15 protein-coding genes, 3 rRNA genes and 2 riboswitches are annotated in these 21,257 nt (G+C 50.4%); all 18 genes read left to right on the forward strand.

Annotation, left to right across the window (positions count from 1 at the left end; all coding sequences use genetic code 11):
• Window positions 1–178 precede the first annotated feature (178 nt).
• Window positions 179–280, forward strand: a riboswitch (purine riboswitch).
• 135 nt (window positions 281–415) lie between these two features.
• The 18 genes from ACN9MT_RS02355 to purD all read left to right on the forward strand — a co-directional run bounded on the left by ACN9MT_RS02355 (window position 416) and on the right by purD (window position 21,116).
• Complete coding sequence (locus ACN9MT_RS02355) at window positions 416–1,720, forward strand: NCS2 family permease (RefSeq protein ID WP_035411623.1); 1,305 nt, start codon at window positions 416–418, stop codon at window positions 1,718–1,720.
• An 84-nt stretch (window positions 1,721–1,804) separates the two neighbouring features.
• Window positions 1,805–2,716, forward strand: a complete 912-nt coding sequence (locus ACN9MT_RS02360; protein ID WP_056063692.1) for a proline dehydrogenase family protein — start codon at window positions 1,805–1,807, stop codon at window positions 2,714–2,716.
• A 319-nt stretch (window positions 2,717–3,035) separates the two neighbouring features.
• Window positions 3,036–4,597 (forward strand): 16S ribosomal RNA (locus ACN9MT_RS02365).
• 168 nt (window positions 4,598–4,765) lie between these two features.
• A 23S ribosomal RNA gene (locus ACN9MT_RS02370) occupies window positions 4,766–7,679 on the forward strand.
• Window positions 7,680–7,725: 46 nt separating this feature from the next.
• Window positions 7,726–7,841, forward strand: a 5S ribosomal RNA gene (rrf, locus tag ACN9MT_RS02375).
• Together the 16S, 23S and 5S rRNA genes form the textbook arrangement of a ribosomal RNA operon.
• 99 nt (window positions 7,842–7,940) lie before the next feature.
• Window positions 7,941–8,138, forward strand: a complete 198-nt coding sequence (locus ACN9MT_RS02380) for an NETI motif-containing protein (protein WP_023467064.1) — start codon at window positions 7,941–7,943, stop codon at window positions 8,136–8,138.
• Window positions 8,139–8,346: 208 nt separating this feature from the next.
• Window positions 8,347–8,448: riboswitch (purine riboswitch) on the forward strand.
• Between the two features lie 89 nt (window positions 8,449–8,537).
• On the forward strand, window positions 8,538–9,029 hold the full coding sequence (gene purE / locus ACN9MT_RS02385; RefSeq protein WP_290754229.1) for a 5-(carboxyamino)imidazole ribonucleotide mutase: 492 nt from the start codon (window positions 8,538–8,540) through the stop codon (window positions 9,027–9,029).
• On the forward strand, window positions 9,026–10,129 hold the full coding sequence (gene purK / locus ACN9MT_RS02390) for a 5-(carboxyamino)imidazole ribonucleotide synthase (protein ID WP_290788107.1): 1,104 nt from the start codon (window positions 9,026–9,028) through the stop codon (window positions 10,127–10,129). Before purE ends, purK begins: the two co-directional genes overlap by 4 nt.
• Window positions 10,126–11,421 carry an adenylosuccinate lyase gene (gene purB / locus ACN9MT_RS02395; RefSeq protein WP_035398969.1) on the forward strand — a complete coding sequence of 432 codons (1,296 nt, stop codon included), beginning with the start codon at window positions 10,126–10,128 and terminating at the stop codon, window positions 11,419–11,421. Before purK ends, purB begins: the two co-directional genes overlap by 4 nt.
• A gap of 59 nt (window positions 11,422–11,480) precedes the next feature.
• A complete protein-coding gene (purC, locus tag ACN9MT_RS02400) occupies window positions 11,481–12,188 on the forward strand; it encodes a phosphoribosylaminoimidazolesuccinocarboxamide synthase (RefSeq protein WP_426272712.1) in 708 nt (235 codons plus the stop codon).
• Window positions 12,185–12,433, forward strand: coding sequence for a phosphoribosylformylglycinamidine synthase subunit PurS (purS, locus tag ACN9MT_RS02405; protein WP_023467069.1), 249 nt, complete (start codon window positions 12,185–12,187; stop codon window positions 12,431–12,433). The genes purC and purS overlap by 4 nt, the downstream gene beginning before the upstream one ends.
• Window positions 12,430–13,113 (forward strand): phosphoribosylformylglycinamidine synthase subunit PurQ, encoded by a 684-nt coding sequence (gene purQ / locus ACN9MT_RS02410; RefSeq protein ID WP_035412283.1) that lies wholly within the window; start codon window positions 12,430–12,432, stop codon window positions 13,111–13,113. The genes purS and purQ overlap by 4 nt, the downstream gene beginning before the upstream one ends.
• Window positions 13,094–15,313, forward strand: a complete 2,220-nt coding sequence (gene purL / locus ACN9MT_RS02415) for a phosphoribosylformylglycinamidine synthase subunit PurL (protein WP_426272713.1) — start codon at window positions 13,094–13,096, stop codon at window positions 15,311–15,313. The genes purQ and purL overlap by 20 nt, the downstream gene beginning before the upstream one ends.
• A complete protein-coding gene (gene purF, locus ACN9MT_RS02420; protein WP_368916045.1) occupies window positions 15,289–16,698 on the forward strand; it encodes an amidophosphoribosyltransferase in 1,410 nt (469 codons plus the stop codon). The genes purL and purF overlap by 25 nt, the downstream gene beginning before the upstream one ends.
• A 16-nt stretch (window positions 16,699–16,714) precedes the next feature.
• Window positions 16,715–17,749: a phosphoribosylformylglycinamidine cyclo-ligase gene (gene purM, locus ACN9MT_RS02425; RefSeq protein WP_329470041.1), complete on the forward strand. Its 1,035-nt coding sequence runs from the start codon at window positions 16,715–16,717 to the stop codon at window positions 17,747–17,749.
• Window positions 17,746–18,321 carry a phosphoribosylglycinamide formyltransferase gene (gene purN / locus ACN9MT_RS02430; protein ID WP_426272714.1) on the forward strand — a complete coding sequence of 192 codons (576 nt, stop codon included), beginning with the start codon at window positions 17,746–17,748 and terminating at the stop codon, window positions 18,319–18,321. Before purM ends, purN begins: the two co-directional genes overlap by 4 nt.
• Window positions 18,318–19,838 carry a bifunctional phosphoribosylaminoimidazolecarboxamide formyltransferase/IMP cyclohydrolase gene (gene purH / locus ACN9MT_RS02435; protein ID WP_035412295.1) on the forward strand — a complete coding sequence of 507 codons (1,521 nt, stop codon included), beginning with the start codon at window positions 18,318–18,320 and terminating at the stop codon, window positions 19,836–19,838. The genes purN and purH overlap by 4 nt, the downstream gene beginning before the upstream one ends.
• 15 nt (window positions 19,839–19,853) lie before the next feature.
• The gene (gene purD, locus ACN9MT_RS02440; RefSeq protein WP_426272715.1) at window positions 19,854–21,116 is read left to right on the forward strand and encodes a phosphoribosylamine--glycine ligase; all 1,263 of its coding nucleotides are present in this window, start codon (window positions 19,854–19,856) and stop codon (window positions 21,114–21,116) included.
• Window positions 21,117–21,257: the final 141 nt, after the last annotated feature.

Here is a 21,257-nt window from a genome sequence, read left to right on the forward strand (position 1 = left end):
CCAAACTAAGAGGGAGATAGCGATCAGCTATCTCCTTTTTTACTGCAAATTAAAGACAACTCAAAAATAACGCTTACAAAACCGAACGTTCGGATAAAATAAGTGGTTAAATTTCGTTTTTATGGTTGACCCGTGAATTTGACCGTGCTACGATGTGTCTGTTCTTATTTTTCATACCACTAAAAAACATAAATAATGCCGTATAATTCTGGGGATAGGGCCCGGAAGTCTCTACAGGAACACCGTAAAGGTTCCTACTACGGCGCACATGCAACATCGTGCGCTTATTGAAACGGCTTTTACCGCTTAGGTAAGGGCCGTTTTTCGTTTTCAAGGAGACGGCTTATTTGGAAGGAAGGCAATCATGAGCACACAATTGAAACAGCCACACCAACCGAAAGCAAAAGAAAATGCGATTGCGCGTTTCTTTGATTTCAATGGGCTTGGTACGAATATGCGTACAGAGTTCATCGCCGGCATGACGACGTTCTTCGCGATGGCGTACATCTTATTCGTCAACCCGAACACATTAGCAGAGGCAGGCATGGATGCGGGAGCGGTATTCGGTGCTACAGCGCTCGTCGCAATCATCGGTTCCATCACAATGGGAGTATTTGCGAATTATCCAATTGCGCTTGCACCGGGTATGGGTTTAAACGCCTTCTTCGCATATAGTGTCGTCATTGGCATGGGTATTCCATGGCAAACTGCACTTTCGGGCGTTCTCGTCTCAGGTCTCGTCTTCATGGTATTAACGGCTTCAGGCATTCGTGAAGTGATCATCAATGCGATTCCAGAGCCGTTGAAAATGGCAGTCGCAGCAGGTATCGGTTTGTTCATCGCCTTTATCGGCTTGAAAACAGGTGGTTTAGTTGTCGCGAACGAAGCAACACTTGTTTCGCTCGGTGACCTAAGCAAGGGAACAACACTTCTCGCAGTATTCGGTCTTGTCGTATCAGCTGTCTTGATGACACGCGGTGTCAAAGGCGCGATTTTCTTCGGAATGATTATAACAGCCATTGCCGGAATGATTTTCGGATTAATTCCAGTTCCGACTAGTTTTGGTGAAATCGTTTCAGCACCACCAAGTATTGCACCGACCTTCGGACAGGCATTTCTTCACTTTAATGAAATCTTCACGGTCCAAATGATGATCGTCATCCTGACTTTCTTCTTCGTTGATTTCTTTGATACAGCGGGCACGTTGGTTGCGGTAGCAAACCAAGCGGGTCTAATTAAAGAAAATAAAGTACCACGCGCAGGTCGCGCATTAATCGCTGACTCAACAGCAACCGTAGCCGGTTCGATTCTCGGAACATCGACGACGGTTTCATACGTTGAATCCAGTGCTGGAGTCGCAGCAGGCGGTCGTTCAGGGATGACAGCCATCGTTACAGCATTGTTCTTCGGTCTCGCTTTATTCTTCTCACCGTTACTCGCGATCATCACTGCGCCGGTCACAGCACCCGCATTGATCATCGTCGGTGTATTGATGGCAGCTTCATTGCTGCAAATCGATTGGAAAAAATTCGAGTATGCGGTTCCAGCTTTCTTGACCGTCATCATGATGCCATTAACGTATTCGATCGCAACAGGGATTGCATTCGGTTTCCTCTTCTACCCGGTCACGATGATCGCAAAAGGACGAGCAAAGGACGTACACCCAATCATGTACGTATTATCACTTGGATTCCTCGGTTACTTCATCTGGTTGCACTAATTCAAACTGCGTCTTTCTTCTATATAGAAGAAAGACGTTTTTTTGTTAGGGAGAGGGTAAGGGAGAAGAGAGAGGGTGATTCAGATGTTACAGAAGATTACTGGACCTGTATTCGAGTACTTGGCCGAGAATAAGTTACTTATTCAATTCGCCAGAAAAGTCGGGTTACCACTTGGTGGAACATTGTTCGTCGGAGGGCAGGGCGCGGAAGAGACGCTCGACACAGTCAAACAGTTCAATCAAGATGGACGAGCGGCGACAGTAGATTGTTTAGGCGAATTCATCGAGACTGAACAAGACGCAGTAGATATTGCGAATGAATGCATCAAAGTCATCGGACAAATCAAAGCATATGATCTAGATGCACAAGTATCTTTAAAACTTACTTCAATCGGATTAAGGATTGATCCAGATATCGCCTATCAACAGTTGAGTCGTATTGCAGAGGTTGCTGATCAGAGAAATATGCGTGTGACAGTCAACATGGAAGAAGCAACGATGGTTGAGTCGATTGTGCAAATATTTGAACGCGTGCATGAACGATATCCGAACGTCGGAATTGCATTACAGGCAAATGTATACCGCAGTCGTTTTGATCTAGAACGTCTTCAGGCAACAGTACGTGTCGTCAAAGGCGCATACGATGGAGACGATGAAACCTATATTCAACCTAAAAAGACCGTCGATGAGACGTACCTTCAATTAGTGAAGATTAATTTGTTAGAAGGCAACTACACGCAAATCGCGACACATGATGAACAAGTTATTCAGCAAATCATTGACTTTACTCAAATGAAACAAATTGATCCATCACGGTTTGAATTTCAAATGCTTCAAGGCATGCGACCAAAACGACAACAAGAGCTAGTTCGACAAGGTTATCGTGTCGTCATCTACGTTCCGCATGGTTTGGACTGGTATACGTATTTGATGAGACGGCTAGCAGAACGCCCAGCGAATATCGCGTTTACAGTAGGCGCCATGTTAAGAAGGTAAAGACTTTGCGAAGAGGATTTAAACTCTTTGCAAAGTTTTTTTAAAATAATGCTTGTGTTTGTCGAATTATGTTGTTATATTAATAAATGTTCCAGCGAGACGCCTTTTATAAACGGTTCGTTGGGGCTGAAAAGTTTTTCAAAAAGCATGGTTGACATAAACAAAACAACCTGTTAATCTATTAAAGTCGCTAAGGCGGCAGACGAACTTTGAAAACTGAACGATGAGGCAAAAATCGTATTCTACGGAATACAAAAACGAATGAAGCGCAAGCTTCGTCAATCGTGACTCCGGTCACAACAACGAGCAAGTCAAACACTTTATGGAGAGTTTGATCCTGGCTCAGGACGAACGCTGGCGGCGTGCCTAATACATGCAAGTCGAGCGCAGGAAGCTGACGGAACTCTTCGGAGGGAAGGCAGTGGAATGAGCGGCGGACGGGTGAGTAACACGTAAGGAACCTGCCTCAAGGATTGGGATAACTCCGAGAAATCGGAGCTAATACCGGATAGTTCATTGGACCGCATGGTCCGGTGATGAAAGGCGCTCCGGCGTCACCTTGAGATGGCCTTGCGGTGCATTAGCTAGTTGGTGGGGTAACGGCCCACCAAGGCGACGATGCATAGCCGACCTGAGAGGGTGATCGGCCACACTGGGACTGAGACACGGCCCAGACTCCTACGGGAGGCAGCAGTAGGGAATCTTCCACAATGGACGAAAGTCTGATGGAGCAACGCCGCGTGAGTGATGAAGGTTTTCGGATCGTAAAACTCTGTTGTAAGGGAAGAACACGTACGAGAGGAAATGCTCGTACCTTGACGGTACCTTACGAGAAAGCCACGGCTAACTACGTGCCAGCAGCCGCGGTAATACGTAGGTGGCAAGCGTTGTCCGGAATTATTGGGCGTAAAGCGCGCGCAGGCGGCCTTTTAAGTCTGATGTGAAAGCCCCCGGCTCAACCGGGGAGGGCCATTGGAAACTGGAAGGCTTGAGTACAGAAGAGAAGAGTGGAATTCCACGTGTAGCGGTGAAATGCGTAGAGATGTGGAGGAACACCAGTGGCGAAGGCGACTCTTTGGTCTGTAACTGACGCTGAGGCGCGAAAGCGTGGGGAGCAAACAGGATTAGATACCCTGGTAGTCCACGCCGTAAACGATGAGTGCTAGGTGTTGGGGGGTTTCCGCCCCTCAGTGCTGAAGCTAACGCATTAAGCACTCCGCCTGGGGAGTACGGCCGCAAGGCTGAAACTCAAAGGAATTGACGGGGACCCGCACAAGCGGTGGAGCATGTGGTTTAATTCGAAGCAACGCGAAGAACCTTACCAACTCTTGACATCCCATTGACCGCTTGAGAGATCAAGTTTTCCCTTCGGGGACAATGGTGACAGGTGGTGCATGGTTGTCGTCAGCTCGTGTCGTGAGATGTTGGGTTAAGTCCCGCAACGAGCGCAACCCCTATCCTTAGTTGCCAGCATTCAGTTGGGCACTCTAGGGAGACTGCCGGTGACAAACCGGAGGAAGGTGGGGATGACGTCAAATCATCATGCCCCTTATGAGTTGGGCTACACACGTGCTACAATGGACGGTACAAAGGGCAGCGAGACCGCGAGGTGGAGCCAATCCCATAAAGCCGTTCCCAGTTCGGATTGCAGGCTGCAACTCGCCTGCATGAAGTCGGAATCGCTAGTAATCGCAGGTCAGCATACTGCGGTGAATACGTTCCCGGGTCTTGTACACACCGCCCGTCACACCACGAGAGTTTGCAACACCCGAAGCCGGTGAGGTAACCGCAAGGAGCCAGCCGTCGAAGGTGGGGTAGATGATTGGGGTGAAGTCGTAACAAGGTAGCCGTATCGGAAGGTGCGGCTGGATCACCTCCTTTCTAAGGAAAACGTCCCTTACGGGACATGCCCATCGTTCAGTTTTGAGAGCTCGTCTCTCACGTCTCGCAAGAGACACTCGCACCTTGAAAACTGAAGACATCAACAAGACATCAAACTTTTAATTAACCATGTCATTTAAGACGTGTGTTCTTAGAATACCAACGCTAGATCAAGGTATGAAGGGCGTACGGTGGATGCCTTGGCACTAGGAGCCGATGAAGGACGCGACGAACAGCGATATGCTTCGGGGAGCAGTAAGTATGCTTTGATCCGAAGATTTCCGAATGGGGGAACCCACCATCTGTAATGGGATGGGACATGTTACATGAATACATAGTGTAACGTGAGGCAGACCCGGGGAACTGAAACATCTAAGTACCCGGAGGAAGAGAAAGCAAATGCGATTCCCTGAGTAGCGGCGAGCGAAACGGGAACAGCCCAAACCGGAGAGCATGCTCTTCGGGGTTGTAGGACACTCTATACGGAGTCAAAAAGGAAGACAGTAGGTGAAGGACCTGGAAAGGTCGGCCGAAGAAGGTGACAGCCCTGTAGCTGAAACTGTTTTCCCTCCAGAGTGGATCCTGAGTACGGCGGGACACGTGAAACCCCGTCGGAATCCGGGAGGACCATCTCCCAAGGCTAAATACTCCCTAGTGACCGATAGTGAACCAGTACCGTGAGGGAAAGGTGAAAAGCACCCCGGAAGGGGAGTGAAATAGATCCTGAAACCGTATGCCTACAAGTAGTCAGAGCCCGTTAACGGGTGATGGCGTGCCTTTTGTAGAATGAACCGGCGAGTTACGATAACGCGCGAGGTTAAGCCGATGAGGCGGAGCCGTAGCGAAAGCGAGTCTGAACAGGGCGTTCAGTGCGTTGTCGTAGACCCGAAACCAGGTGATCTACCCATGTCCAGGATGAAGGTCAGGTAACACTGACTGGAGGTCCGAACCCACGCACGTTGAAAAGTGCGGGGATGAGGTGTGGGTAGCGGTGAAATGCCAATCGAACCTGGAGATAGCTGGTTCTCCCCGAAATAGCTTTAGGGCTAGCCTCGAGGTTGAGAGTTCTGGAGGTAGAGCACTGATTGGACTAGGGGCCCCCACAGGGTTACCGAATTCAGTTAAACTCCGAATGCCAGCAACTTATACTCGGGAGTCAGACTGCGAGTGATAAGATCCGTAGTCAAGAGGGAAACAGCCCAGACCGCCAGCTAAGGTCCCCAAGTGTATGTTAAGTGGAAAAGGATGTGGCGCTGCCTAGACAGCTAGGATGTTGGCTTAGAAGCAGCCACCATTCAAAGAGTGCGTAATAGCTCACTAGTCGAGTGGCGCCGCGCCGAAAATGTAACGGGGCTAAACATACCACCGAAGCTGCGGATTCCGTAAGGAATGGTAGGGGAGCGTTCCAAACCGCTGTGAAGCTGTACCGGAAGGAGCAGTGGAGCGTTTGGAAGTGAGAATGCCGGTGTGAGTAGCGAAAAGAGGGGTGAGAATCCCCTCCGTCGAAAGCCCAAGGTTTCCTGAGGAAGGCTCGTCCGCTCAGGGTTAGTCTGGACCTAAGCCGAGGCCGAAAGGCGTAGGCGATGGATAACAGGTTGATATTCCTGTACCGCCGATCCACCGTTTGAACAATGGGGGGACGCAGGAGGATAGTGACGCATGCGGATGGAAGTGCATGTGCAAGTTTCAAGACCGTCTGATTGGCAAATCCGTCAGGCATTACAGTCAAGGAACGATGCGGAGTCCCGTAGGGACGTAGGTCACGATTTCACACTGCCAAGAAAAGCCTCTAGTGAGGGGGAAGGCGCCAGTACCGTAAACCGACACAGGTAGGCGAGATGAGAATTCTAAGACGCGCGGGATAACTCTCGTTAAGGAACTCGGCAAAATGGTCCCGTAACTTCGGGAGAAGGGACGCTCTACATGAGTAGAGCCGCAGTGAATAGGCCCAAACGACTGTTTAGCAAAAACACAGGTCTCTGCTAAATCGCAAGATGACGTATAGGGGCTGACGCCTGCCCGGTGCTGGAAGGTTAAGGGGATGGGTTAGCGCAAGCGAAGCTTTGAACCGAAGCCCCAGTAAACGGCGGCCGTAACTATAACGGTCCTAAGGTAGCGAAATTCCTTGTCGGGTAAGTTCCGACCCGCACGAAAGGCGTAACGATTTGGGCACTGTCTCAACGAGAGACCCGGTGAAATCATAGTACCTGTGAAGATGCAGGTTACCCGCGACAGGACGGAAAGACCCCATGGAGCTTTACTACAGCCTGATATTGAGGCTTTGTGCATGATGTACAGGATAGGCGGGAGACGTCGAGCCCGGAGCGCCAGCTTCGGAGGAGTCACCCTTGGGATACCGCCCTTCATGCATAGAGTCTCTAACTCGCAGCCGTGATCCGGCTGGAGGACCGTGTCAGGCGGGTAGTTTGACTGGGGCGGTCGCCTCCTAAACAGTAACGGAGGCGCCCAAAGGTTCCCTCAGAATGGTTGGAAATCATTCGTAGAGCGCAAAGGCAGAAGGGAGCTTGACTGCGAGACCTACAAGTCGAGCAGGGACGAAAGTCGGGCTTAGTGATCCGGTGGTTCCGCATGGAAGGGCCATCGCTCAACGGATAAAAGCTACCCTGGGGATAACAGGCTGATCTCCCCCAAGAGTCCACATCGACGGGGAGGTTTGGCACCTCGATGTCGGCTCATCGCATCCTGGGGCTGGAGTAGGTCCCAAGGGTTGGGCTGTTCGCCCATTAAAGCGGTACGCGAGCTGGGTTCAGAACGTCGTGAGACAGTTCGGTCCCTATCCGTCGTGGGCGCAGGAAATTTGAGGAGAGCTGTCCTTAGTACGAGAGGACCGGGATGGACGCACCGCTGGTGTACCAGTTGTTCCGCCAGGAGCATCGCTGGGTAGCTACGTGCGGACGGGATAAATGCTGAAAGCATCTAAGCATGAAGCCCCCTCCAAGATGAGATTTCCCTTTGAGTAATCAAGAAAGACCCCTCAGAGACGATGAGGTAGATAGGTCACGGGTGGAAGCATGGCGACATGTGGAGCTGAGTGATACTAATCGGTCGAGGCCTTGTTCTAGCAGATGCTTGTTGATGACTTCAGTTTTGAGGGCGCGAGCCCGTCGTCTGGTGACGATAGCCAAGTGGTCACACCCGTTCCCATGCCGAACACGGAAGTTAAGCACTTGAACGCCGAAAGTAGTTGGGGGCTTCCCCCTGTGAGGATAGGACGTTGCCAGGCAAACGGTGGTTCTGGAGCATACGCTCAAGTGCCGCCGCTTTTTTGTGTCTTTTTGTAGAAAGACACGTATCCATTTTAATGAAGGGACTGAACAGGGATATGGCGAAAAAAACGAAACTACGTGTAGCCGTCGAAGAGAACGAGACGATTGGTGCTTGTTTGGATCGTATCGATGCCATGGGATACCGCCCGACGGTCCGACGAGAAGAACCGATCTTTGGATTAGACGCTAATGGCGAACCGTATCCAATTCGTCAACAAATCGTCTTCGATTGTAAAGTGAAAGAGAATGAGTAACTGCCTAGAGCATCCTCCGATTCATGTGGAGGGTGCTCTTTTCGTTCTTGATTCCATGTGATGCCTTTCAAGAAAATAAACTCCGAATGGACAATCGATGAAATCAGAAAAACCGCTTTTAAAACCGAACGATAAATTTTCAGATAATTAAATCGTTCGCCTTTGGTTGACGCCTTGGGATGGACTTGTTAAGATGAAGTCGTGACAGGATGATTGAATATAAACACCTCGTATAATAGCAGGGATATGGCTTGCAAGTTTCTACCCAACGACCCTAAATCGTTGGACTATGGGGTATATGGATGTTCGTCGATATTTCTTTGGCGTACCTTTTTATACCCTAAGCCACCCTTTTAGCCGTGGTTTGGGCTTTTTTTATGCACAAAGGAGGAAACAGCGATGGGAAATGTAGAAGTCGGCGTCATCATGGGAAGTCAATCGGATTGGGAAACGATGAAACATACATGCGATGTGTTGGAGCAACTTGAGATTCCATATGAAAAAAAAGTCGTCTCCGCACACCGGACACCGGATCTGATGTTTCGTTATGCTGAATCAGCACGTGAACGAGGACTGAAGGTCATCATTGCCGGTGCAGGCGGTGCCGCTCATCTACCAGGCATGGTCGCCGCTAAAACGACATTACCCGTCATCGGTGTTCCTGTGAAGAGTAAAGCGCTCCAAGGAATTGATTCCTTGCTCTCGATTGTTCAAATGCCAGGTGGTGTACCGGTTGCAACAGTCGCGATTGGAGAAGCAGGCGCAAAAAACGCTGGATTGCTAGCCGCTCAAATTCTGTCGATTCAAGATGAACGACTTGCCCGTAAGCTCGATCATATGCGTGTCGAACTCGAAGGGGACGTCATTGCATCTGGAGGGAACCTACTATGAAGCGAATCGGAATATTAGGTGGAGGTCAACTCGGTCGAATGATGGCACTGTCCGCCCGTGAGATGGGCTTTGAGATTCTGACGCTTGATCCAACAGACAACGCACCGTGTGCGCAAGTGGCGGATCAACACATTCAGGCAGCTTTCACGGATATTGAAGCAGCGAAGCAACTTACAGCTGAATCGGATGTCGTCACCTACGAATTCGAGAATATCTCAACGGAAGTCGCTGAAGCGATCGGAACGAAACTGATTCACGGAACGAATCTCCTCTTTCAAACGCAACATCGAGTTCGAGAAAAAGAGATGATTGAACGCATCGGGCATTCCGTCGCTCCATACTATCCGGTGACAGATCCTGCTGACTTAGAGGAAGCGAAGCAACGACTCGGATTACCGTTCGTCTTGAAGACAGCACGATTCGGATACGACGGAAAAGGACAGACCGTCATTCGGACGGAAGAACAGTTCCAAGCGGCAATCGAACGATTCGAACCGACAGAGTATGTCGCGGAGCAGTGGTTACCGTTTGATCAGGAAATTTCCGTCATCGTGACGCGAAGCGCAACAGAAACACGCGTCTTCCCAGTCAGTGAGAACATTCATCGGGAAAATATCTTGCATCTATCGATCGTACCGGCTCGCATTTCCGAATCGCTCGAACAAGAAGCAATTGCGCTCGCTGAATCGATCGCGGATGCTGTCGGGTTGATCGGTACACTCGCCATCGAGTTGTTCGTCGTCGGTTCTAGACTAATCGTCAATGAACTAGCACCCCGACCACACAATTCGGGTCACTATTCAATCGATGCTTGCGAAACATCCCAATTCGAGCAACATATCCGTGCCATCAGTGGTCTTCCACTCGGTGATACCCGTCTGACGACACCGGTCGTCATGGCGAACATCCTGGGTCAGCATGTCACAGCATTATACGAGGAACTACCGAGACTAAGCGCTCGGACGAAAGTTCACTTATATGGAAAAGCAGAAGCCAAGACAGGTCGCAAGATGGGACATTTAAACATCCTTGCGGACACGGTCGACGATGCTTTGGCAGAAGTCGAACGCCTGTCGATATGGAAGGAGACAGTTCAATGATCGAACGGTATACACGTCCTGAGATGAAAGCGATCTGGACCGAACAAAACAAATTCGAGGCTTGGTTAAAAGTCGAGATTCTTGCGTGTGAAGCATGGAGTGAACTAGGAGTCATCCCGAAAGAGGACGTTCAATTACTTTGGGACAATGCCTCTTTTGATGTCAACCGGATCCTTGAAATCGAACAAGAGACACGTCATGATGTCATCGCCTTTACGCGTGCTGTCTCTGAGACACTCGGAGAAGAACGTAAATGGGTTCATTACGGACTAACGTCAACGGACGTCGTCGATACAGCACTCTCATATCTGTTGAAGCAAGCAAACGACATTCTTGCTGCAGACCTCGATCGATTCATCGACATCTTAAAGGTCAAAGCGAACGAACATAAATATACGGTCATGATGGGACGAACGCATGGCGTACATGCAGAACCGACGACGTTCGGTCTGAAACTAGCGCTTTGGTACGAAGAGATGAAACGAAACAAAGTCCGCTTCGAAGCAGCACGTGAGACGGTCGAATACGGCAAGATGTCAGGAGCCGTCGGAACATTCGCGAATATCGATCCGTTCATTGAAAAATACGTCTGCGAAAAGTTAGGAACGAAACCAGCTCCAGTTTCCACACAGACGTTACAACGCGATCGTCATGCACACTATATGTCGACGCTTGCTCTGATCGCGACATCGATTGAAAAGATGGCAACGGAGATCCGCGGTCTACAAAAGACGGAAACGCGTGAAGTCGAAGAATTCTTCGCTAAAGGTCAAAAAGGATCATCGGCGATGCCGCACAAGCGGAATCCGATCGGCTCTGAGAACATGACAGGTCTTGCCCGAGTCATCCGTGGACACATGGTGACGGCGTACGAGAACGTCTCACTCTGGCACGAACGGGATATCTCGCACTCTTCGGCAGAACGCATCATTCTTCCGGACGCAACAGGACTGCTCAACTACATGTTGAACCGTTTCGGAAACATCGTGAAGAACTTGACGGTCTTCCCGGACAACATGAAGCGGAACATGGACCGGACGTTTGGGGTCATCTTCTCTGGACATGTCTTACTCGCTTTAATCGAAAAAGGCTGGTCGCGTGAAGCAGCGTATGATTTCGTTCAACCGCGTGCGATGCAGGCGTGGGAAGAACAAATCATGTTCCGTGACTTATTGTGGCAAGAACAGGACATTCAACAGCTGTTCACAGAAGAAGAGCTCGATGCGTGTTTCGATCCGACGTACCATACGAGTCGTGTCGATGAAATTTTTGAACGGTGTGGCTTGAACTAATCAACCTGAGACGGGGCATTTGCCCCGTCTACATCTTAGGATCATGGGGGACGAAAGCGATGCAACCACTTTATGAAGGAAAAGCAAAACGATTGTACACGACGCAGGAGCAGGATGTGCTCCGGATCGTCTATAAAGACGAGGCCACGGCATTCAACGGCGAGAAAAAAGAAGTATTTGCTGGAAAAGGCGAATTGAACAACCGATTGACGAGTCATTTCTTTGAAATCCTCGAACAAGCGGGCATTCCGACACATTTCATTGAGCGTGTCTCGGAGCGCGAACAGCTCGTACGTCGTGTCACTATCATTCCACTCGAAGTCGTCGTCCGGAACGTCGTCGCAGGAAGCTTGAGTAAACGGCTCGGTATCGAAGAAGGTACGGTGCTCGAAACACCAATCGTTGAGTTCTACTATAAAGATGATACGTTAGGCGATCCACTCGTCACCTCATCGCACATCAATTTACTGAAGATTTCGACTTCTGAGGAGCTAGAAGAGCTGTCGGACAAAGCACTTCGCGTGAATGAAGTCTTGCAACCTTACTTCCGTCAAAACGGAATCACGTTGATTGATTTTAAATTGGAATACGGCAAGACGGCAGATGGAACGATTCTACTGGCTGATGAGATTTCACCTGATACATGCCGCCTGTGGGATCAGGAAACTGGAGAACATCTCGATAAAGATGTCTTCCGACGCAATATCGGTTCACTGACAGAGACTTACCAAACACTATTCAATCGCCTAGGGGGAAACACACAATGAAAAAAGTCATCGTATCGATCGCATTACGGGAAAGCATTTTAGATCCACAAGGAGTTGCTGTAAAAGGCGGATTGCAACAGCTTGGTTTTACGGGTGTCGAGAGTGTTCGAATCGGAAAACAGATTGAACTGCTCGTTGAAACGGAAACGACAGAAGCGATGATTCATGAGATGTGTCAAAAATTACTCGTTAACACGGTGATGGAAGATTATCAGATTACGATCGAAGAGGTGACGCCAGCATGAAGTTCGCGGTCATCGTCTTTCCGGGATCGAACTGTGATTTAGATATGTACCATGCGGTTAAGGATGCGCTCGGAGAAGAAGCCGAATACGTCTTCCATACCGAAACCTCACTTGAGGGTTATGACGGCGTCCTGTTACCAGGTGGATTTTCCTACGGAGATTACCTTCGTTGCGGGGCAATCGCACGCTTCTCACCGATTATGGAAGAGGTCAAACGTTTTGCAACAGAAGGAAAAACCGTCCTTGGTGTCTGTAACGGATTCCAGATTCTTGTCGAAGCGGGACTCTTACCAGGTGTCTTGCATCGAAATAACGGTTTGAAGTTCATGTGTCGGACGGTCGAACTGAAGGTTGAAAACACGAAGACACGGTTTACATCAGATTATCTGCCAGGCGAGACGATCTCGATTCCAATCGCACATGGCGAAGGAAACTACTACTGCGACGATGCGACTTACGCGATGCTCCAAACGAACGGGCAAATCGCCTTCACATATGTCGATAATCCGAACGGTTCGCGCGGTGATATCGCCGGGATCACGAATAAAGCTGGCAATGTTCTTGGGATGATGCCACACCCAGAACGAGCAGTCGAGCTATTGACTGGCGGAACAGATGGATTGAAACTCTTTACTTCACTCGTCAAACAGGGGGCACACCATGCTAAAACAACAGTCTGAACCAACACCAGAATTGATTCAAGAGCAACGCGTTTATGCCACGATGGGATTAAGTGATACGGAATACCAGATGGTCGTCGATTTACTCGGACGCCAACCGAACTATACGGAAACAGGATTGTTTTCGGTCATGTGGTCTGAGCATTGTTCATACAAGACATCTAAACCCGTCCTTCGTCAATTCCCGACGACTGGACCACGTGTCTTACAGGGACCGGGTGAAGGAGCAGGAGTCGTTGATATCGGTGATGAGCAGGCTGTCGTCTTTAAGATTGAAAGCCACAACCATCCATCCGCTGTTGAACCGTATCAAGGCGCTGCAACAGGCGTCGGCGGTATCATTCGTGACATCTTCTCGATGGGCGCACGCCCAGTTGCGCTCATGAACTCGCTTCGTTTCGGTCATCTCGGTACACCGCGTGTCAATCAACTGTTCGAACAAGTCGTCGCTGGAATCGCGGGGTATGGCAACTGCGTCGGTATTCCAACGATCGGTGGCGAAATCGGATTTGATCGTTCGTATGAAGGAAATCCACTCGTCAATGCGATGTGTATCGGTTTGATCAACCATGCCGATATTCAAAAAGGTCAGGCAAAAGGTGTCGGGAACTCAGTCATGTATGTCGGTGCAGCTACTGGGCGCGATGGTATTCATGGTGCGACGTTTGCCTCGGAAGATCTCGGAGAAGATACGGAAGCAAAACGACCGGCTGTTCAAGTCGGCGATCCGTTCATGGAGAAGCTATTGATTGAAGCTTGTCTTGAGATCGTTGGTCATCCAGCACTGGTCGGGATGCAGGATATGGGCGCTGCTGGACTAACATCTTCTTCAGCGGAGATGGCTTCAAAAGCAGGCATGGGCATCGAGATGCACCTCGATGACGTCCCGCAACGGGAGACAGGGATGACAGCCTACGAAATGATGCTCTCAGAATCACAAGAGCGAATGTTACTCGTCGTTAAACGGGGGCGCGAAGCAGAGATTGAAGCAATCGTCAGCAAATGGGGGCTCCATGCCGTTCACGTCGGAGAAGTCATTGAAGAGAAAGTCTTACGGTTGATCCATCATGGGGATATCGTGGCGGAAGTTCCGGTTGACGCGTTAGCGGAAGAAGCACCAGTCTATGAAAAACCATCTCGCGTTCCTGCGTATTATGAAGAATTTCAAGCGATGGAAGAGACACTTCCAGTCGTCGAAGACGTTGTTGAGACATGGCGAGCACTACTCCGTCAGCCGACAATCGCTTCAAAACGCTGGGTCTACGATCAGTACGATCATATGGTCCAGACATCGACGGTCGTCGCACCGGGATCTGATGCAGCCGTTATCCGTGTCCGTGGTACGAACAAGGCACTCGCCATGACGACCGACTGCAACAGTCGCTTCGTCTACTTGGATCCATATGTCGGTGGACAGATCGCCGTTGCAGAAGCAGCTCGTAATATCGTCGCGAGTGGGGCGACACCACTTGCCATCACGGATTGCCTGAACTTCGGAAATCCGGATAAACCAGAAGGATTCTGGCAGTTGCAGCAAGCAACAGCTGGTATGGCGGAAGCATGTCGTGTCCTTGAGACACCTGTTATCGGTGGAAACGTCTCGCTCTACAATGAGTCAGCTGGTCAAGCGGTTCACCCGACACCGGTCGTCGGAATGGTCGGATTACACGAGCAAACCGAATGGATCACAACGCAACACGTCAAACAAGCAGGTGACAAGATTTATCTGTTAGGTGAAACAACAGCCGAGTTTGGTGGTAGTGAGCTTCAATATATGCAATTCGGTAAATCATTCGGTCGCGCACCACAAATCGATTTAGCAGTCGAACATGCACGCTTACAAGTGTTACAACAAGCAGTACAAGCAGGTGAAGTCAATGCGATGCATGATGTATCAGAAGGTGGTCTCGCAATCGCCCTCGCTGAGATGACGTTTGGAACGAACTTTGGGTTGACGGTTCAGTTTGATGGACCAACGTTACATCTGTTCAGTGAATCGCAATCACGTTTCGTCGTCACTGTGCCACAAACGCACGTTGCAGCATTCGAACAACGGACCGGTGCTCAAGCGATCGGTGTCGTCACGAACGATGAGCTTCTTGTCATCGAGACGGCAGAGACACGGATCGAAGCAGACCGTTCGACCTTACAGGGAGACTGGGAAGGAGCAATCGCGTGTTATATGACATCAAAGGACTAAATGAGGAGTGTGGCGTCTTCGGGATCTTCGGACAACCGAATGCAGCGCAACTCGCTTACTACGGCTTGCATAGTTTGCAACACCGGGGACAGGAAGGGGCAGGCATCGTCACGAGTGACGGCGACGACCTCTTCCCGCACCGCGGGCAAGGACTGGTGACGGAAGTCTTTTCGGAAGAGATACTGACGAATCTTAAAGGACATCATGCGATCGGACACGTCCGGTATTCGACAGCAGGTGGAAACACACTTGAGAATACCCAACCGCTGCATTTCAAGTCGCGGACGGGAGATCTCGCTCTCGCACACAACGGGAACCTCGTCAACGCGGATTCACTGAAACATCTACTCGAAGCAGAAGGTGCAATCTTTCAGACGACGAGCGATACGGAAGTCGTCGCCCATCTCGTCAAACGCAGTAAGCTCGATACACTTGAAGACCGGATTGCCGACAGTCTCGCGCGTCTTGTCGGGGCATTTGCCTTCCTCTTTTTAACGGAAGATACGTTATTCGTGGCGGTTGATCCACACGGACTGCGTCCACTGTCACTCGGGAAGACACCGGACGGCGGCATCGTATTTGCGTCAGAGACATGTGCCTTTGATATCGTCGGTGCAGAGTTCATTCGTGATATCGAGCCGGGGGAGCTCGTGACGATCACAGAACACGGTATGTCGTCTCGTCAATACATGCAACCACGCGAACGAGCGATGTGTTCGATGGAATACATCTACTTCTCACGTCCAGATTCAATCATTGATGGCGTCAACGTCCATACGGCCCGGAAAGCACTCGGGAAAAAGATGTATGAAGAAGCACCGGTCGAAGCAGACGTCGTTACAGGGGTACCGGATTCCAGTATCTCGGCAGCGATCGGTTACGCGGAAGCGAGTGGTATTCCGTATGAAATGGGATTGATCAAGAATCGTTATGTCGGACGGACGTTCATCCAGCCGTCACAGGAGTTACGGGAACGTGGGGTCAAAATGAAGTTGTCTGCGTTACGCGGTGTCGTACAAGGGAAGCGTGTCATCATGGTCGATGATTCGATCGTCCGAGGAACGACGAGTCGCCGCATCGTCGGTTTATTACGTGAAGCCGGTGCAACGGAAGTTCATGTCCGTATCACGGCACCACCGATTACGAATCCATGTTATTACGGGATTGATACATCGTCAAAAGACGAGTTGATCTCTGCCCGGTTGATGCCGGAAGAAATCCGTCAAGAAATCGGTGCTGATTCACTTGAATTCCTAACTGTACCGGGTATGGTCGATGCAATCGACCGCCCGTTTGAAGGACCATTAAAAGGACAATGTACCGCTTGCTTCACAGGAGAGTATCCGACACCGCTCGGTTCGCTCGAGTTAGAAGCTAAACTTTGATAGATGGGGGAAGAACATGAGCAAACATTACGAAGCAGCAGGTGTGAGTCTGACGGCAGGATATGAGTCCGTCACTCGAATGAAAAAACACGTCGCCCGTTCGATGCGCAAAGAAGTATTAACGGGACTCGGTAGCTTTGGTGCGATGTTCGACCTCAGCCAATTGCAGTTGAAAGAACCGGTCCTCGTCAGTGGAACAGACGGGGTCGGTACGAAACTCAAGCTTGCCTTCGCACTCGAACAACACGATACGATCGGGATCGACTGTGTTGCGATGTGTGTGAACGATATCATCGTCCAAGGTGCAGAACCACTTTATTTCCTCGACTACATCGCGCTCGGTCAGGCGATTCCAGCGAAGATCGAACGGATCGTCGCCGGTGTTGCTGAAGGATGTGTCCAAGCGGGCTGTACGTTGATTGGTGGTGAGACGGCAGAAATGCCAGGGATGTATGCGGATGGCGAATACGACATCGCTGGTTTTGCCGTCGGTGCCGTCGAGAAGCAAAAATTGATTACCGGTGACAAGGTCGCAGCAGGCGATGTCATTCTCGGTCTTGCTTCGTCCGGTGTCCATTCGAACGGCTTTTCACTTGTCCGTAAAATTGTCGCCGAGAGTGGCCTTAGCTACGAAGATGAAGTCATGATGCTCGGTCATACACTTGGTAATGCCCTTCTCATGCCGACACGTATCTACGTCGAAGCGGTCAAAGCTGCCCTTGAGACGGAAAAGATTCAAGCGATGGTCCATATTACAGGTGGCGGTTTCTACGAAAACGTACCACGCGTCTTGCCAGAGGGTCTTGGTGCATCGTTTGATCCGAAAAAGTGGCCGACGTTACCGGTCTTCGACTGGCTCGAGCAAGCAGGTGATCTGCCACGACATGACATGTATAATGTCTTCAACATGGGGATTGGTTTCATGTTGATCGTCAAACCGGAAGATGTCGTGGAAGTAACAGCACGCCTCGCTCGTGAAAATGAGACGGCGTACGTGATTGGTCACGTGACCGATCAAGAAGGTGTCCGGATTCAAGGGGTCGACGCATGAAGATCGCCTGTTTTGCATCAGGAAGCGGTAGTAATGTCGAAGCACTTTTTGAAGCAATCGAGGCAGGAACGTTACATGCCTCGATCGAACTGATCGTCTGCGATCAACCGGACGCAGCAGTCATCGAGCGAGCAAAACGACGTGGATGTGACATCTTCGTCTTTCGAGCAAAGGACTATCCGGATAAACCGAGCTTTGAGCGGGAGATCATCGCTCGTCTTAAAGCAAAAGGTGTTGAACGGATCATCCTTGCCGGGTACATGCGTTTGATCGGGGAAGAGTTGCTCGGACGATACGCAGGGCGAATTGTCAACATTCATCCGTCGCTGCTTCCGGCGTTCCCGGGAAAAGATGCGATCGGACAAGCGTTTCGTGGCGGAGTTAAAATCACAGGTGTTACAATTCATATAGTCGATGAAGGAATGGACACAGGACCCATCATGGCTCAAGAAGCCGTTCGGATTACAGAAGAGATGACGCGTGAAACGTTGCAACAAGCGATTCAGCGTGTCGAACATAGACTGTATCCGCAAGTCATCGAAGAGTGGATGAAAGAGGAGGCAAACGTATGAGAGCGTTAATTAGTGTGTCGGATAAAACAGGGATCGTCGAACTAGGACGAGCGTTTCATGAAGCAGGGATCGAGCTTGTCTCGACAGGCGGAACACATCAAGCATTAGAGGAAGCTGGGCTTCCGGTCATTGGTATCAGTGAAGTCACACAATTCCCAGAGATGCTCGATGGACGTGTCAAGACACTTCATCCGATGGTCCACGGTGGACTACTTGGTCGTCGTGATCTTGAATCCCATCGCGAACAGATGGCTGCGCAACAGATTCAACCAATTGATTTCGTCGTCGTCAATTTGTATCCGTTCAAGCAGACAGTTTTACAAGAAGACGTTGCGTATGCGGATGCGATTGAGAACATCGATATCGGTGGTCCAAGCATGTTGCGATCTGCAGCGAAGAACCACGCGGCTGTGACGGTCGTCGTCGATCCAGCTGATTACGAAACAGTCGTTGCTGAGGTTCGTGAAGGTGGAACAACGTTTGAGACACGCCAACGTCTTGCAGCGAAAGCCTTCCGTCATACAGCGGCGTACGATGCGTTGATCGCGGATTATTTCTTGACGCAAACAGGCGAGAAGTTCCCGGACCAGTTGACGATCACGCTTGAGAAAGTCCAGGATCTCCGTTACGGAGAAAATCCACACCAAGAAGCAGCCTTTTATAAAACACCAATTTACCGTGGGGCTTCCCTCGCTTCAGCGAAACAGTTGCATGGTAAAGAGTTGTCGTATAACAACATCCAAGATGCGAACGCTGCACTCGAAATTCTCGACGAGTTCCGCGAAGCAGCAGCCGTCGTCGTCAAACACATGAACCCGTGTGGTGTTGCCGTCGGTCCAACGATCGGAGAGGCATTCCGTCGCGCGCATGCAGCCGATCCGGTTTCAATTTTCGGAGGCATCGTCGCCTTGAACCGTGAAGTCGACCTAGAGACAGCAGAACAACTAAGCGGTATCTTCCTTGAAATCATCATTGCCCCGTCCTTTACGGAAGAAGCCTTCGCCTTATTGTCAGCGAAAAAGAACATTCGTCTGCTTGAACTTGACGTCAAACGTGTCCAAGCGATCCGCTATACAGCAGTTGCCGGCGGTATGCTCGTCCAAGACAGTGACGATGAGACATTAGATGATGCAGCAGCACGTGTCGTGACAGACCGCAAACCGACAGCAGCGGAATGGGAAGACTTGAAACTCGCATGGCGCGCTGTCAAACACGTCAAGTCGAATGCGATCGTTCTCGCAAAAGACGAAGTAACCGTCGGTGTCGGTGCAGGACAGATGAACCGTGTTGGTTCAGCGAACATTGCAATCACGCAAGCTGGGGAAAAAGCGATCGGCGCGTCCCTTGCTTCCGATGCCTTCTTCCCAATGGGCGATACGGTCGAAGCGGCAGCAGCAGCTGGCATTACAGCAATCATTCAACCAGGCGGCTCGATTCGCGATCAAGAGTCGATCGATGCGTGTAACCAACACGGCATCACGATGGTCTTTACGAACGTTCGACATTTCAAACACTAAGCGGAGGCGATTTGAATGAAGGTATTGGTGATTGGTAAAGGAGGGCGTGAACACGCGCTCGTCTGGAAGCTGGCACAGGATGAACGGATCGACACAGTGTATGCTGCGCCTGGGAATGCCGGGATGACACAAGCTACATGTGTTCCGATCGCCGAAAATGCCATCGATGAACTCGTGGCGTTCGCACAAGACGAACAGATTGATTGGACGATCGTCGGACCAGAAGGACCACTCGTTCTCGGGGTCGTTAACGCCTTTCAGGCAGCGGGACTGCAGGTTTTCGGACCGACACGGGAAGCTGCGGCAATCGAGGGAAGTAAGCAGTTCGCGAAAGAATTGATGGCGCGTGCCGGTATTCCGACCGCTGCTCACGCCGTCTTTACTTCAGCAGCAGAGGCAGAAGCGTATGTTCGCAAAGCGGGTGCACCGATTGTCATCAAAGCCGACGGACTCGCTGCCGGAAAAGGGGTCACGGTCGCAGAAACTGTGGACCAGGCACTTGCAGCGATCCACGATACGTTTGCCGGGGAATACGGGCAGCAAAGCCGCGTCGTCATCGAAGAGTGTTTGGTCGGGGAAGAGTGTTCGTTGATGGCGTTCGTCCACGAAGAGACGGTCATTCCGATGGTATTGTCGCAAGATCATAAACGGGCATTTGACGGTGACTTAGGTCCGAACACAGGAGGAATGGGCGCGTATTCACCGTTACCTCAGTGGGACGAGGCAGCGTTGACGACAGAAGCTGTTGATCGCATCATACAGCCGCTCGTCGATCAGATGGCAAGCGAAGGAATACCGTTCACTGGCTTCCTCTATGCCGGTCTGATGTTGACGAAACAAGGACCGTTCGTCATCGAGTTCAATGCTCGGTTCGGTGATCCGGAGACGGAAGTCATTCTCCCACGCTTAGAGACACCGTTACTTGATGTCATCAGACCACTGATGGACGGACAGACACCAGAAGTCGTTTGGACGGACCAAGCAGCTGTCGGTGTCGTCGTCGCTGCAGAAGGATATCCAGAAGCGCCAAAAACGGGACAAATGATTCCACTCGATCAGATCGGGGATGACCTTCTCGTTTTTCATGCCGGAACAGCAGAACAATCCGGTCAACTTGTCTCAGCCGGTGGACGTGTCCTCGTCTGTGTCAGTCGTGCAGAGACGATCGAGCAAGCTGTCGAACAGGTCTATGCGAACTTACCAGACGTGACGCATCAGCCATTCTTTTACCGAACTGATATCGCTCAAAAAGCCTTTCGTGCCTCACATGAATCATGATAGTTGAACCAGACGCACTCGACAGAGTCTCGTCTGGTTTTTTTATTTCTTGGCGAAGTGCACGAAAAGATTTGTCTTCCATGGCGAATTTGTGTTATTTTGACCAAATGAATCCGGAACGGGGCAAAACTTCTTGAAACT

It is taken from the genome of Exiguobacterium sp. R-17 (assembly GCF_049913315.1).
Classification (GTDB): Bacteria; Bacillota; Bacilli; order Exiguobacteriales; family Exiguobacteriaceae; genus Exiguobacterium_A.